This is a genomic window from Hoeflea sp. IMCC20628, from assembly GCF_001011155.1.
Taxonomy (GTDB): Bacteria; Pseudomonadota; Alphaproteobacteria; order Rhizobiales; family Rhizobiaceae; genus Hoeflea.
Genome location: NZ_CP011479.1, coordinates 2,283,925 through 2,297,097 on the forward strand (window position 1 = coordinate 2,283,925; position 13,173 = coordinate 2,297,097).

Below are 13,173 nucleotides of genomic sequence, written 5' to 3' on the forward strand. Positions count from 1 at the left end.
CACACGAACGATACGATCCAGGCTTTGGCTGGTCCCGGACGGGATTGGCTGCCGCGCGCCTGATGGCGCAATTCGGCTTGTGATCGGCAAATCAAAGGAATGAACGACATGAATGTAATGACAGCGGAAATCTATGATGACGGCGACACCCTCGGCGGCAGAATTACACGCGCGCGCGACCTGTCCTCGCTGACTCTGGAAGATACCGCATCCAATATCGGCGTGACCGTCGAGACCCTGGCCGAATGGGAATCGGATCGCTCCGAACCACGCGCCAACAAGATCATGACCCTTGCCGGTGTGCTTGGCGTTTCGCCAGCCTGGCTGATCAGCGGCACCGGAGATGCGCCGCAACCCGCAGGCATTTCCATTGCAGTTGCCGAAATGTCGGGCGAAATCAATCGGCTCAGAGAACTTGCCACGCAAATCACCTCGAGTGTCGAAATGCTTGAAAGCCGTCTGTTGACATTGATACAGGCCGCAAACGACTGATCCATGCCTCGTTCAAATGGATCCATTTGAACAGCAAGTCATGTGCACGAATTCAAATTGTTACAGCGCCGCGCATTCAAATGAATGTGCGGCGTTGAAATTAGCTCAAAATCAGGGTTGAGCCGCGACTGCCGCTCTGGCAGGTATGGTTCGAATGACAAACACCATCCGGGAGCATTGCAATGGACGTTCGCGCAGCCGTAGCCTTCGAAGCGGGAAAACCGCTTGAAATCACCACCGTTCAGCTGGACGGACCGCGCGCGGGCGAGGTGCTTGTCGAAATCAAGGCCACCGGTATTTGCCATACCGACGAATTCACGCTGTCAGGCGCCGATCCGGAAGGCATTTTCCCGGCTATTCTCGGCCATGAAGGTGCCGGTGTGGTGGTTGATGTCGGCCCCGGCGTGACATCGCTGAAGAAAGGCGATCACGTCATTCCGCTCTACACGCCGGAATGCCGCGAATGCGAATACTGCCTCAATCCGAAGACCAATCTGTGCCAGGCGATCCGCACCACACAAGGCGCAGGCCTGATGCCGGACGGCACATCGCGGTTCTCGCTCAATGGCAAGCCGATATTCCACTACATGGGCACCTCGACATTCGCCAATTTCACCGTGCTGCCTGAAATCGCGCTGGCCAAGATCAACCCGGACGCGCCTTTCGACAAGGTCTGCTATATCGGCTGCGGTGTGACCACCGGTATTGGTGCGGTGATCAACACCGCCAAGGTGGAAATCGGCTCCAAGGCCATCGTCTTCGGTCTTGGCGGCATTGGTCTCAACGTGCTGCAGGGCCTGCGTCTTGCCGGCGCAGACATGATCGTTGGTGTCGACCTCAACCCGTCCAAGGTCGAGATGGCGAAGCGCTTCGGCATGACCCATTTTGTCAATCCGAACGATGTCGAAGGCGACCTGGTGCCTTATCTCGTCGATCTGACCAAGGGCGGCGCAGACTACACCTTTGACGCCACCGGCAATGTCGGCGTGATGCGTACAGCACTGGAATGCGCCCACAAAGGCTGGGGCGAAAGCATCATTATCGGTGTCGCCGGCGCCGGTCAGGAAATCTCCACCCGGCCCTTCCAGCTTGTCACCGGCCGCTCTTGGCGCGGCACGGCCTTCGGTGGTGCACGCGGACGCACCGATGTGCCAAAGATCGTCGAGTGGTATATGGAAGGCAAGATCGAGATCGATCCGATGATCACCCATACCATGGGGCTTGAGGGAATCAACGAGGCCTTCGACCTGATGCACAAGGGCGAAAGCATCCGCAGCGTTGTGGTTTACTGATATTTTGGCGAGGGCCTCCAGTGCGGAGACCCTGCCCCAACCGGGCGGCACAAGCATGAAAATCATTTCGGAAGCCAAATCCCACGGCGGCTGTCAGGGCGTCTATTCGACGCAATCGGACGCCTGCGGCGGCGACATGACCTTCGCCGTGTTCAGGCCTCTGGTGGCCAAGGAACAGCTGTGTCCGGTGGTCTGGTTCCTGTCGGGCCTCACCTGCACCCATGCCAATGTGATGGACAAGGGCGAGTACCGCCGGATGGCTGCCGAACTCGGCCTGATCATCGTTTGCCCTGATACCAGTCCACGCGGCGACCATGTGCCAGATGAGCCGGACAACTGGCAATTCGGCAAGGGCGCAGGATTTTACCTTGATGCGACGCAAGCGCCCTGGTCGCAGCACTACCGGATGGAAAGCCATATCCTTGACGAGTTGTCGGGACTGGTGGCGGCTCATTTCGCCGCCGACATGGGACGGCAGGGCATCATGGGCCACTCCATGGGTGGCCATGGCGCACTGACATTCGCCCTCAAGCATCCGGACCGGTTCAAGAGCTGCTCCGCCTTCGCGCCGATCGTCCAGCCGTCCACGGCTGACTGGTCACGCCCGGCGCTGGAAAAATATCTTGGTGCGGATGAGACGCTTTGGCGGCGACATGACGCAACGTTGTTGATCGAGGACGGCGCACGGTTTCCGGAGTTTCTGGTGGACCAGGGAACCGCTGACGGCTTTCTGGAGAACGGTCTGCGGCCTTGGCTACTGGAAGAAGCATGCCAGAAGGCTGATATCGGCCTTAGCCTGCGGATGCAGGAGGGTTATGATCACTCCTACTACTTCATCTCGACATTCATGGACGACCACCTCGCTTGGCATGCCGAGCGGCTGAAGTGATCTCGACCAGTTCCGTGTCACTGATTTACGTCCCGGTCGCGCCCAGCCTGCTCTACTGACTGTCAGGATCACTGCACTCGTTCTCGAGCGTGATGATGCAGGGTTCGCCATCGCTTTCTGCAGGCAATGATTCCGCCGCGGTAACGGGCATTTGCGGCCCGATGGCTGATACGGAGGGAGCGGCGGTCTGGGCTGGCACAGGCTCCTCGGCAGCCGGTTCGGCTGTCAGCAGCGGCTTTGAAATGTCGAGCGTCGGGCCGGCATCCGGATCCAGATCGAAATCCATCGTGGTCGGTGTGACGGTTCCATTGAGCAACGGATCAGCGGATAGAAACTCGATGTCGGTGAGGTTTTCAGGTTTCAGCATCGGGCTGGCGACCACGCGTTTGGTGCCGGTGACCGGATGCGGCGTGGTGCCGGACAGCCCAAGCATCGCCCGGATATCCTGCACCAGCCTGCTGACAAGGACAGTTTCGGCACGCTGCCCGTTTCGACGCGCAGACGTGGTCCGCAAGGCGCTTGTGCGTAGTACCTGTCCAGTGTTCGCATCCACAAGCACCAGATTGAGACTGGCTGCCCTGATGGAGCTGTCAAAGAAATTTATCAGGCCGGTCTCGGCACCGTAATCAAGCACGAACACCCGCAGGGTCGAGGTCTGGCCGATATCGGAGGTGGCGCGCCCGGCAGTAGCCTCAAGCCGTTGCTGCAGCCGTTGGGCAAAGTCCAGATCCCTGATGTTCTCGGCTGTGACCTGCACTTCGGTGACTGTGTAGGGCCGGGTCGGGTCAATCGGCTTGGGCCGGCCGGCGCATGCGGCCAGAACCACGGTTAATCCGAAGACGGCCAAAACCCTGAACAGCTGCGCCGTTAAATACTCTTTTTGACCCACGCCACTGCTCCCGAACAGGTAAATCCTGCAGGGGTAAAATCGCATTTTATGGTTAGCGCTTGGTTAAGAGGCTTCGTTCCTGGACAAATAGGAAGCGCCGAAGCCAATCGGATGTCGCACCCGTGCCGACAGGTTCAGGCCTTGCAGGCTGACAGGATCTGCGCTGCTGCTTGAAAATCGATCAGCCGTGTGGCGCGGCGCGCGGCGGCTTCATAATCCTCGCCCCACTGGGCGATATTGAAGTCCTCATCGACATGGGCAGCATCCCAGATCTCCGATGGTTCCGCCCTACCCTCGGCCAGCGCCAGAGCCAGCACCAGCGATCCGGTGATGGTGGTGATGGTGTGGAGCGCTGTGAGTTCCAGCGGGGTGGCATAGCGGCGCAACAGCACCGCAATGGCGCGGATGGCGTCAGCCGGCTGCTCGACATGGATGATGCCCTCGGCCAGAACCAGCCGTGCTCCCATGCTGGCTGCCCAATCGAGATGCGGGTCCCAGTGCTTTGCTTCACGCGCCACCAGCGCTTCCGGCCCGTCAGCACGGTAGCACAGCAGATCGGAACCGGCGTAGCGCAGGATGTCCTCGAACACCTCTTCCTCGGCGGTGGACACAGCATCGATCGCGGTGTTGATCATCCGCGTCAGCGGCATGGTTGCGGGATCGATCTTGTCGGTCTGCGCTTCCCATTCCGCAGCCAGGGCTGCAGCCAGATCTGCATAGGCAACACCAAGTTCCTGGCGGGACGGCGTGCGCACCGGTTTTCCGTCGAGCGCTACAACAAAACCGCCTTCAGCGCCGGGAATGACATTCGCCTGCTTGTAAAACCGCTTGGGCAAGACTTTTTTCAGGCCGGCCTGGGCTTCCCGGACCGGATCGGAGGGCTTGGCGTCTCCAAGATCAAGATCGCTCAAAATGTCGGACATGATCCGCGTCTCCTGTCGTCAGATAAGGGTGGCAATTTCGTCGGCGGTGGTGACCACGTGGTGCGCGCCGGATGCCGTAAGCGCGTCCACCGGGCCATACCCCCAGGAGACGCCAACGGCGCGCGCGCCGGCATTGACCGCCATCTGCATGTCATAGACCGCATCGCCGATCACCGTCGTCTGCCCCGGTTCGATCCCGGCTGCCGCACAGCACTCCAGCACCATGGCCGGATGCGGTTTGGAGGGGCAATCATCGGCGGTGCGGGTGACAAAGAAAGACTGGGTCAAATCGTGATGGGCCAAGATGGCGTCGAGACCGCGGCGGGATTTGCCGGTGACCACGCCAAGGATCACGTCATCGCGCGCAGCAAGCGCTGCAATCAACGGCAGCAAGCCCTCATAGGCCGGTTCAAGCAGCCCGCCGCTTTGGCGGTAAAGCATGAAGTGTTCTTTGTAACGCGCCGTCATCGCGGTGATTTCCGGATCGACGATGCGGTTGAGCATCTGCCCTATGGCAATATCCAGCGTCAGCCCAATGATCGATTTTGTCAGCTCCAGACCGGGCCTGGCCTGTTCAAAATCCTCAAACGTGCGTTCCATGCAGGCATGGATGACTGCGGCACTGTCAACAATGGTGCCGTCGCAATCAAACAAGGCGAGCTTCATTCGTCGGGCTCCCCGCCGGTCGCCTCTTCAAAGCCGAGCAGATTCCAGCTCTGCACCATGTGCGGCGGCAGCGGCGCGGTGACCGAGAGCCGGCCGCCATCGGGATGCGGTACCGAAATATGCCGCGCCAGCAGATGCAGACGCTTCTGGATGCCGCCGGGGAATTCCCAGTTGGGATCGAACTGGTAATATTTCGGATCGCCGATGATTGGATGGCCCATATGCAGAGCATGAATGCGCAGCTGGTGGGTGCGGCCGGTATAGGGTTCGAACTCGAGCCAGGCGAGGTTCTGCGCGGCCTTGTCGATGATCTTGTAGTAGGACACCGCATGATCGGCACCCTGCTCGCCATGTTTGGCAACCCGCATCCGGTCGCCATCATCGGTGGCTTCCTTGATCAGCCAGGTGGAGATCTTGCCTTCCTTTTCGCGCGGCACGCCGCGGACAAGCGCCCAGTAGGTTTTCTTGGTGGTGCGCTCGCGGAATGCAGCGGTCAGCGACTGCGCCGCACTGCGGCTACGAGCCACCACCAGAACGCCGGCAGTGTCGCGGTCGAGCCGGTGCACCAGTCTGGGCTTCTCGCCCTTCTTGTTGCGCCATGCCTCAAGCATTTCGTCAACATTGCGGGTCACGCCGGAGCCGCCCTGCACGGCGAGACCGGCGGGCTTGTTGAACACAAGCACCTTGTCATCTTCATGCAACAGCATCTGACGCAGCACGTCGTCGTCACCACGGTTCTTGATAGTGTTGGACGTCAGCGGGCCGGTGGGCTTCTCGTCGACATCCATCGGCGGCACCCGCACGGTCTCGCCTGAATGCACCCTGCGGTCGGTCTTGACCCGGCCACCGTCGACGCGGATCTGCCCGGACCTGAGCAGCTTTTGCAGCTGCGCAAAACCGAGACCCGGAAAATGTGTCTTGAACCAGCGATCGAGCCGCATGCCCGATTCTTCAGGATCAACCTGTATGAGCTGTACGCCCGCCATATCGATTATCTCTTTAACTTGCGTGATTACAGCTGGCGCGCCAGCCAAAGCCCGCCAAACAACGCCAAGATGGAAACTGTGACGCTGGCAATCACATAGGCTGCCGCCGCCGTCAACGCACCGCGCTCGTAAAGCGACACTGCATCAAGCGAAAAGGCAGAAAAGGTGGTAAAACCACCCAAAAAGCCGGTTGCCAGCAGCAGTCGCAGGTCCGCATCGCCCGATGAACGACGCGCAAGCCAGGCGATCAGCAAGCCCATGGCCAGCGAACCGACGATGTTGACCACCATAGTTCCCCACGGAAACCCCGGCCCAGACAGACGCATCACCGCCATCCCGGAGAGATGGCGTGACACAGCACCAAAGCCGCCGCCGAGAAAAACAAGCACCAGAGCGTTCATGGCGCCTGCTTAGCTCAAAACCGTGGCGCAATAAAGCTTTGGCCGAAGCGATCCGCAGATTTCGCCAGTTACGTCCAAGAAAGCCTCATATCTGCGTGCCTCAGGCTCTTGCCGCCAGCGCCACATCATCGGCAAACTCGCCGACAAAGCTGTCGAGTGCCGCCCAGTCGGTGAATTCATGATCCTGACTGGTATCTACCGGGCCGCCTTCGGCGGCTGCAATCTGACGCATCAACATGCGTTTGAAGAAATCATACTCGAGAAATTTCAGCGCACCGGCGGCGTGATGGATCCGGTTCATGTGAAATCCGGTCTTCTTTTCCAGTTTGGCGGGATAACTTTCCGCCTCGGCACGGTCTTCGGCATCCTTGCTGTAAATGCCGAGCGTGACGGAAATCAAGGCGGTCGGCACATCAGCCAGCGCAGCCTTCCAATCGATCAGAAATCGCACCACCGAGTCCGGATAGCGTCCAACGTGGATCGGCGCGCACAACAACACACCATCAAAGCGGCCCGGAATTGCGAAGCCGGGCTCGCGAAGATCGGCCAGCACCACACCTTGGCCCGCTTTCTCAAGCTGAGCTGCGGCATGCTCGGCAATCTTGCGGGATTGGCCCTCAATGGTGGCGTAAAGAACCAGAACAGTCACGGCGCGTCCTCCTTGATCATCTCAAGGTCACTATGCCTCTGACTGCGAGGTACTCGCCTTGACAGAGGTCAAGCCGCCGATCGATTCACCTGATGGCGGCCGCGCGCGCGATCGCCAGAAGATCTGAACCAAGCAATGCGGGTGATGCCCTGGCGGCGAAGGCATCATCCACCAGACGACAGATGAGTTGGTTGACCGGCGCAGTGCGGTCATGTGTCTCTGCCAGCGAGACGACCGCTCCGTTGAGAAACCGTGTTTCAGGCTCCCTGCCCGCTCTGAGGTCATCCCAGGAGGAGGATCGCGCCGTGTCATCCATCTTCAGTTGCTGGCGAGCGGCAATTCGAAACAACCATGTCGGCAGCCGCAAGACTTTCGGGATCAACCGCGGATTTGTGCGTGTCGCGCCAATCGCCCTGATGCCTGCTGCATCAAGCGCCTGCAACAACTCATCCATGGCCATGGCCAGCACGGTGCGGTAACCCGGATCGTCAAATTGCTGGCGCAGGGGCAGCCCGCTCAACACATTAAGCCCGTTGTTGAGGTTCAAAAGCAGCTTGCCCCATTGCACGGCTTCCAAATCCTGATGGACGTCCAGCTTCAATCCGGAGCCCTTCGCCAGAACTGCAAGTTTGCCGGAAGCCGCCGAGGGTCCGACCAGAACCTTGCCCTCCATCGCGCAGTGCACGGCATTGGGGGACAGCCGGACAACATTGAACGGCACCGTTCCGGCGACAATCTCATGGTCCGGCAAGATAGTATTGAGCACATCGACATTGCCGACGCCATTTTGCAGGCTGATAACGGTGGCGCCGGGTTTGAGGCAGACCGAGAGTTCGCGTGCCGCCGCCTCGGTGTCGCCGGATTTGGTACAGAACAGGATGATATCGCAATCAGCGAGGCACTCTGCGCCGCCAAACCGGTACTGTACCGGCTTCAGCTCAGCCTTGAAGCCGTCATAGCGGGTCAGCGCCAACCCGCGCGCGATTGAGTCCAGCGTGCGTCCCCGTGCGGCGAAGGCAACTGGTGCGCCACTGTGGGCCAGCATGCCGCCGACATAGAGCCCGATGGCACCGGCGCCCATGATGCCGATGTTCGGAACTGAACCCTCGCCTGCGCTGCTCATGCCGTCCTACCCCTTGCCGCCGCGCTCTTTTCGCAGCCGTGACCAGAAATCCAGCCGCTTGCGGATGTCGCGTTCAAAGCCGCGTTCGGGCGGATCGTAGAAGGTCTTGCGGCCCATGGCTTCAGGGAAATAGTCCTGTCCGGAAAAGGCGTCAGGCTGGTCGTGGTCGTAGCGGTAGCCCTCGTTGTAGCCCTCGGCCTTCATCAGCTTGGTAGGCGCGTTGAGGATGTGCTTGGGCGGCAACAACGAGCCGCCCTCCTTGGCGGCCCGCATGGCCGCTTTATAGGCGGTATAGACCGCGTTGGATTTGGGCGCCGTGGCGAGATAGACGCAGGCCTGCGCCAACGCCAGCTCACCCTCGGGTGAACCGAGAAAGTCGTAGGCCTCCTTGGCGGCATTGGCGATCACCAGCGCCTGGGGATCAGCCATGGCGATTTCTTCTGACGCCATACGAACCAGTCTCCGGCACAGGAACAGCGGATCCTCACCGGCGTCGAGCATGCGGCAGAGATAGTAGAGCGCCGCGTCGGGATCGGAGCCGCGGATCGATTTGTGCAGGGCGGAAATCAGATTGTAGTGCCCGTCCTGGCCCTTGTCATAGACCGGGGCGCGGCGCTGGACGATCTTGACCAGGGCTTCGGTGTCGAAGATTTCACCTTCGCGGGCGCCACGCCAGACTTCTTCGGCCAACGTCAGCACCGCGCGGCCATCGCCATCGGCCATTCGCAGCAGGCTCTGTCGGGCATTCTCATCGAGCGGCAGCGGATTGCCGGTGTCATCCTCGGCGCGCACGAGCAGGCTTTCGAGGCTTTCCTCATCATGCGACTTGAAGGTCAGCACCCGGGCGCGCGACAAAAGCGCGGCGTTGAGTTCAAACGACGGATTCTCGGTGGTGGCACCCACCAGCACGATGGTGCCGTCCTCCATCACCGGCAGGAAACTGTCCTGCTGTGCCCGGTTGAAGCGGTGGATCTCGTCAACGAACAGCAAGGTCTGACGGCCACCCATGCGCCGGGCACGGGCAGTTTCAAAGACTTTTTTGAGATCGGCAACGCCGGAGAAGATCGCCGAAATCTGATCGAAGGCCAGATCGGTCTCGCCTGCCAGCAACCGCGCAACGGTGGTCTTGCCGGTGCCCGGAGGTCCCCAGAATATCATCGAGCCGAGACTGCCCGAGGCGATCATGCGGGTGATCGCACCGTCCTCGCCCGTCAGATGCGGCTGGCCGGCAACCTCGGCCAGCGTTGCGGGCCGCAACCGGTCGGCAAGCGGACGGCGCCCGCTATTGGCTGCGTCAGGAGTGGCGAACAGATCACTCATCCCTTCACCGGATAATCTGACGAATGCGCTGACCGCCACGGATGATTTCGAACCGCCAGAAACTGGCACCATCGGCCAGTATCTGCTCCAGAATATCGACATTGGCGATATCGACGCCATTGATCACGGCTATCAGGTCGCCGGGGCGAACTCCATATCGGCGGGCCAGAGTTTTGGCCGGCACATCGGTGACGATGACGCCGTCAACCGATGCCGGAAGGCGCAGTTTCTCGGCAATACGCGGCGTGATGTTGGAGACGATGGCGCCCGAAAACGGGTTCTGGCCCCGCAGTGTGCGACGGGCGCGCGGATCATCCGCGGGTGGCGCCTGAAGCGTGATCTGCACGGTCTTGCGCCCCTTGCGGCTCAACACCTCCAGTTCTGCCAAAGCACCGACGCCGGTGGTGGCAAGACGGTAGCCAAGCGCATCGGGATGCTCGATCGGCTGGCCGTTGAAGCCGACGATGATGTCTCCGGCGCGCAGGCCGGACTTGCCTGCCGGACCATCGTCGGCAACATCCGAGACCAGCGCACCGGTGGCGCGATCAAGTCCAAGCGCTTCGGCGATGTCGGGTGTAACGCTTTCGAAGGTGGCACCAATGTAAGGCCGCTCGAACACGTCGCCGCCGGATTCGGCAGTCTGTGCCACCGCCCGCACCAGATTTGCCGGAATGGCAAAGCCAATCCCGTTGGAGCCGCCAGACCGGCTGAAAATGGCAGTGTTGATGCCGATCAGATCGCCATTCATGTCAATCAGCGCACCGCCGGAATTGCCGGGATTGATCGCTGCGTCGGTTTGAATGAAAAAGCCGAAATCCGATATGCCGACACGGTTGCGCGCCAGAGCCGAGACAATGCCGCTGGTCACGGTCTGGCCGACACCAAAGGGATTGCCGATGGCGAGCACGATGTCTCCGACCTCGATGGCGTCGGTGTCGCCGAATTCGATCGCCGGAAACGGGCCATCGCCTTCAATCTGCAGGATGGCAAGATCGAAGCGCTCATCCTTGAGCAGCACCCGGCTGTTGAACTCGCGACCGTCGGTCAGCGCCACCCGGATGTCGTCGGCATCCTTGATGACATGATTGTTGGTGACCACGATGCCGCGGCTTTCGATAATGACGCCCGAGCCGAGTGAGGACTGGCGTTCGGTGCGATTGGGCATCTGCTGGCCAAAAAACCGCTCAAAAAACGGATCACCGGCAAACGGCGAGGCGTTGCGCTGGACCTTGCGGTCGGCATAGACATTGACCACTGCCGGTGCGGTGGCTTTGACCAGCGGCGAGAAGGACTGCATCATGTCGGCTTGCGACCGCGGCGGCTCCCGGCGTAGCGCGAGCTGCGGTGTCGATTTTTGTGCCGCCGAACCGGCCGCCTTGTCGCTGTTCCCGCCCAGTACGTCGCGGAAAATCTTTCCAATTGCGTCGCTTACCGATTCTTCGGTTTTGGTCTGGGCAATGGCCGGCGCAAGATTGAAAGTTGTCAGCGCGACAATCGACAGCAGAGCAAGCAGGAGTGCGCGATGGCGCGAGCGATCTGGAATCATGACGGGGAATCCTCAGTGATTTGGGCAGTATGACCTTTATGACCCCGTAAAGTCATTATGAGTTTGACCGCTTGATGGCAAGAACGGCAGATACTGGCCTACCGGGCGATACAGGCTCCGTTCGCAGCCTGTTTTCCGGCCTGCAGTTACATTGATCACCTCATCTACACGAAAATGTGGTCGTGCAGCTCCTTTGCGGCGCTGCTCAATTGTATATCATGGAACAGTGTTCAAGCACGCGCCGGTAGCGCCGGTCCGTCTATCCCAGGAGCTATCAGGCCATGCGTCGTTACCGCCCTACCGCCATCCCCGGATCAGAGATCACGCCCGAGAGCAGCTATTTCGGCAGGCGCGACATCCTGCGCATGGCCGCTGCCGGCGGTTTTGCGCTGGCCGCGCCGTCACTGGCATTGAGCGCCTCCCAAACCGAACTGCAGTTCACGCCCGGCGGTTATGATCCGAAAGAAGAGATCACACCGGAAGCCGACGCAACCAGCTACAACAATTTTTATGAATTCGGCACAGGCAAGGCCGACCCTGCCGCCAATTCCGGCGATTTCAAGCCACGCCCGTGGAGCATCAAGGTCGACGGATTGGTCAACAAACCGGCCGAATTCGATCTCGACGCGCTGATGGCGCTTGGTCTGGAGGAGCGGATTTACCGGATGCGCTGCGTCGAGGCCTGGTCGATGGTGATCCCCTGGATCGGCGTATCCCTCGCCAGCCTGATTGAAAAGGTCGAGCCGCAGGGCAGCGCCAAATATGTCGCATTCGAAACTGTTGTCCGGCCTGCAGAAATGCCTGGCCAGAGCGGCATATTCCAACCGCTCAACTGGCCCTATGTCGAAGGTCTTCGGCTTGACGAGGCGCGGCACCCGCTGACCATTCTGTCGATGGGGATGTATGGCAAGACCCTGCCCAACCAGAACGGTGCGCCGGTTCGGCTGGTGACGCCATGGAAATACGGGTTCAAAGGCATCAAGTCCATTGTCCGCATCACCCTGACGGAGGAGCAACCGGCATCGACCTGGAACCAGATCGCTCCAGGCGAATATGGGTTTTATGCCAACGTCAATCCGGCAGTCGATCATCCGCGCTGGAGCCAGGCAACGGAAAACCGTGTCGGTGGCGGCGGTTTCTTCGGCTCGAACGACCGGCCGACGCTGCCGTTCAACGGCTATGGCGATGAGGTCGCCAGCCTCTATGCCGGCATGGATCTGAAAGCAAATTTCTGATCATGCCCCTGCCCGCTCTGCCAAAACGGTTTCATGCCGCATCGATATGGGCGCTCTACGGGCTCGGGCTGTTGCCTGCGGCATGGACCTTCTATCTTGGCGCAACAGGGCAGTTGATTGGCAATCCGGTCAAGATCTTCGAGCACCTGCTGGGCGAATTGGCCTTGCGGTTCCTGATCCTGACGCTGGCGATCTCGCCGCTAAGAGATCTCGCAGGCATCAACTGGGTGCGCTATCGCCGCGCGCTCGGGCTGCTGGCGTTCTATTATGTGGCGATGCATTTCCTCGCCTATATGGTGCTCGACAAACGGCTGGCGTTCAGTGTGATTGTCGAGGACATTTACAAACGCTGGTTCATCACCATCGGCATGGCGGCATTCGTGGCTCTGATCCCGCTGGCGCTGACGTCGAACCGCTGGTCTGTCCGCAAGCTTGGACCAGGCTGGGTCAAGCTGCACCGGCTGATCTATCCGATTGCGGCAGCGGGCGCGCTGCATTTTTGCCTGGCGGTGAAAGTGATAGGACCAGAACAGTTGATCTATTCCGGGCTGGTCGGCGTGCTGCTTGGCTGGCGTTTGCTACGCCCACGCTACATGGACTGGAAGCGTTCGACGCGTCAGAACAAGACCGGGTTTACGGCATCAAGGGCGCAACCCGAGTGAACGGCTGAATTGCTGGCCTCCCGATAGCAGCCCCCGGCATCAATCCACCAATCTCCGCACACGTCAAAACAGCGAAAAGCCGGGCGCGTGAAGCACCCGG

The 13,173-nt window shown here is 60.3% G+C and carries 14 protein-coding genes; 5 read left to right on the forward strand and 9 right to left on the reverse strand.

Annotated features, from left to right (window positions below; translation table 11 throughout):
- Positions 1-108: 108 nt before the first annotated feature.
- The 3 genes from IMCC20628_RS10770 (at position 109) to fghA (ending at position 2,673) form a co-directional block, all read left to right on the forward strand.
- Complete coding sequence (locus IMCC20628_RS10770) at positions 109-492, forward strand: helix-turn-helix domain-containing protein (protein ID WP_047032468.1); 384 nt, start codon at positions 109-111, stop codon at positions 490-492.
- 182 nt (positions 493-674) lie between these two features.
- Complete coding sequence (locus IMCC20628_RS10775; protein ID WP_047030218.1) at positions 675-1,784, forward strand: S-(hydroxymethyl)glutathione dehydrogenase/class III alcohol dehydrogenase; 1,110 nt, start codon at positions 675-677, stop codon at positions 1,782-1,784.
- 55 nt (positions 1,785-1,839) lie between these two features.
- Positions 1,840-2,673 carry an S-formylglutathione hydrolase gene (gene fghA, locus IMCC20628_RS10780; RefSeq protein ID WP_047030219.1) on the forward strand — a complete coding sequence of 278 codons (834 nt, stop codon included), beginning with the start codon at positions 1,840-1,842 and terminating at the stop codon, positions 2,671-2,673.
- Positions 2,674-2,725: 52 nt separating this feature from the next.
- Here the strand turns inward: fghA and IMCC20628_RS10785 are convergent, their stop codons facing one another.
- The 9 genes from IMCC20628_RS10785 to IMCC20628_RS10825 all read right to left on the reverse strand — a co-directional run bounded on the left by IMCC20628_RS10785 (position 2,726) and on the right by IMCC20628_RS10825 (position 10,930).
- Positions 2,726-3,499 carry a hypothetical protein gene (locus IMCC20628_RS10785; RefSeq protein ID WP_047030220.1) on the reverse strand — a complete coding sequence of 258 codons (774 nt, stop codon included), beginning with the start codon at positions 3,497-3,499 and terminating at the stop codon, positions 2,726-2,728.
- 197 nt (positions 3,500-3,696) lie between these two features.
- Positions 3,697-4,485, reverse strand: a complete 789-nt coding sequence (locus IMCC20628_RS10790) for an ATP12 family protein (RefSeq protein WP_047030221.1) — start codon at positions 4,483-4,485, stop codon at positions 3,697-3,699.
- An 18-nt stretch (positions 4,486-4,503) separates the two neighbouring features.
- Positions 4,504-5,151, reverse strand: a complete 648-nt coding sequence (locus IMCC20628_RS10795; protein WP_047030222.1) for an HAD-IA family hydrolase — start codon at positions 5,149-5,151, stop codon at positions 4,504-4,506.
- A complete protein-coding gene (locus tag IMCC20628_RS10800) occupies positions 5,148-6,137 on the reverse strand; it encodes an RluA family pseudouridine synthase (protein WP_047030223.1) in 990 nt (329 codons plus the stop codon). The genes IMCC20628_RS10795 and IMCC20628_RS10800 overlap by 4 nt, the downstream gene beginning before the upstream one ends.
- 26 nt (positions 6,138-6,163) lie before the next feature.
- Entirely contained in the window at positions 6,164-6,538 is a 375-nt protein-coding gene (gene crcB / locus IMCC20628_RS10805) for a fluoride efflux transporter CrcB (RefSeq protein WP_047030224.1), read from the reverse strand.
- A 100-nt stretch (positions 6,539-6,638) separates the two neighbouring features.
- Entirely contained in the window at positions 6,639-7,187 is a 549-nt protein-coding gene (locus IMCC20628_RS10810) for a flavodoxin domain-containing protein (protein ID WP_047030225.1), read from the reverse strand.
- A gap of 85 nt (positions 7,188-7,272) precedes the next feature.
- Positions 7,273-8,310 (reverse strand): 2-dehydropantoate 2-reductase, encoded by a 1,038-nt coding sequence (locus IMCC20628_RS10815; protein WP_047030226.1) that lies wholly within the window; start codon positions 8,308-8,310, stop codon positions 7,273-7,275.
- Between the two features lie 6 nt (positions 8,311-8,316).
- Positions 8,317-9,630 (reverse strand): replication-associated recombination protein A, encoded by a 1,314-nt coding sequence (locus IMCC20628_RS10820; protein WP_047030227.1) that lies wholly within the window; start codon positions 9,628-9,630, stop codon positions 8,317-8,319.
- Positions 9,631-9,634: 4 nt separating this feature from the next.
- Entirely contained in the window at positions 9,635-10,930 is a 1,296-nt protein-coding gene (locus tag IMCC20628_RS10825) for a DegQ family serine endoprotease (RefSeq protein WP_245307944.1), read from the reverse strand.
- A gap of 527 nt (positions 10,931-11,457) precedes the next feature.
- Between IMCC20628_RS10825 and msrP the strand changes: the two genes are divergently transcribed.
- A complete protein-coding gene (msrP, locus tag IMCC20628_RS10830) occupies positions 11,458-12,411 on the forward strand; it encodes a protein-methionine-sulfoxide reductase catalytic subunit MsrP (RefSeq protein ID WP_047030228.1) in 954 nt (317 codons plus the stop codon).
- Positions 12,411-13,073: a protein-methionine-sulfoxide reductase heme-binding subunit MsrQ gene (msrQ, locus tag IMCC20628_RS10835; protein WP_197078475.1), complete on the forward strand. Its 663-nt coding sequence runs from the start codon at positions 12,411-12,413 to the stop codon at positions 13,071-13,073. Before msrP ends, msrQ begins: the two co-directional genes overlap by 1 nt.
- The last annotated feature ends 100 nt before the right edge of the window (positions 13,074-13,173 follow it).

Coding starts and splice junctions, on each gene's coding strand:
- IMCC20628_RS10770 (WP_047032468.1), top strand. CDS start 109: ATGAATGTAATGACAGCGGAAATCTATGATGACGGCGACACCCTCGGC.
- IMCC20628_RS10775 (WP_047030218.1), top strand. CDS start 675: ATGGACGTTCGCGCAGCCGTAGCCTTCGAAGCGGGAAAACCGCTTGAA.
- fghA (WP_047030219.1), top strand. CDS start 1,840: ATGAAAATCATTTCGGAAGCCAAATCCCACGGCGGCTGTCAGGGCGTC.
- IMCC20628_RS10790 (WP_047030221.1), bottom strand. CDS start 4,485: ATGTCCGACATTTTGAGCGATCTTGATCTTGGAGACGCCAAGCCCTCC.
- IMCC20628_RS10795 (WP_047030222.1), bottom strand. CDS start 5,151: ATGAAGCTCGCCTTGTTTGATTGCGACGGCACCATTGTTGACAGTGCC.
- IMCC20628_RS10800 (WP_047030223.1), bottom strand. CDS start 6,137: ATGGCGGGCGTACAGCTCATACAGGTTGATCCTGAAGAATCGGGCATG.
- crcB (WP_047030224.1), bottom strand. CDS start 6,538: ATGAACGCTCTGGTGCTTGTTTTTCTCGGCGGCGGCTTTGGTGCTGTG.
- IMCC20628_RS10815 (WP_047030226.1), bottom strand. CDS start 8,310: ATGAGCAGCGCAGGCGAGGGTTCAGTTCCGAACATCGGCATCATGGGC.
- IMCC20628_RS10820 (WP_047030227.1), bottom strand. CDS start 9,630: ATGAGTGATCTGTTCGCCACTCCTGACGCAGCCAATAGCGGGCGCCGT.
- IMCC20628_RS10825 (WP_245307944.1), bottom strand. CDS start 10,930: ATGATGCAGTCCTTCTCGCCGCTGGTCAAAGCCACCGCACCGGCAGTG.
- msrP (WP_047030228.1), top strand. CDS start 11,458: ATGCGTCGTTACCGCCCTACCGCCATCCCCGGATCAGAGATCACGCCC.